At 58.7% G+C, this 271-nt stretch carries 1 protein-coding gene; it reads right to left on the bottom strand.

Annotated features, from left to right (window positions below; genetic code table 11):
* A partial coding sequence (locus tag ACCD00_RS30850) for a YbaK/EbsC family protein (protein WP_413428949.1) occupies nt 1-271 on the bottom strand: 271 nt, incomplete at both ends.

The raw sequence follows: 271 nt of genomic DNA on the forward strand, positions 1-271 counted from the left end.
GGCTTGACCCTGAGCGACATCGACCCACTCTGCCCCAACCAGTTCGATAAGGCGCTGGGGCGCGATGCGCAGTGCGGCGTTCGTTGCGCCCGCTGCAGGCAACACGACATCGAACTTCTTCAACGTCACATCCGCAAAGACTTTCATTTCGCGCGGCAGTCCGAACGGACACACCCCGCCCACCGGATGACTGGTCCATTCAACCACCTCCTCGGCATTGAGCATTTTGGCCTTGCCTTTGAACTGGTCCTTGAACTTGCGGTTGTCAATC

Source organism: Pseudomonas sp. Pseusp3, assembly GCF_047304225.1.
GTDB lineage: Bacteria > Pseudomonadota > Gammaproteobacteria > Pseudomonadales > Pseudomonadaceae > Aquipseudomonas > Aquipseudomonas fluorescens_CD.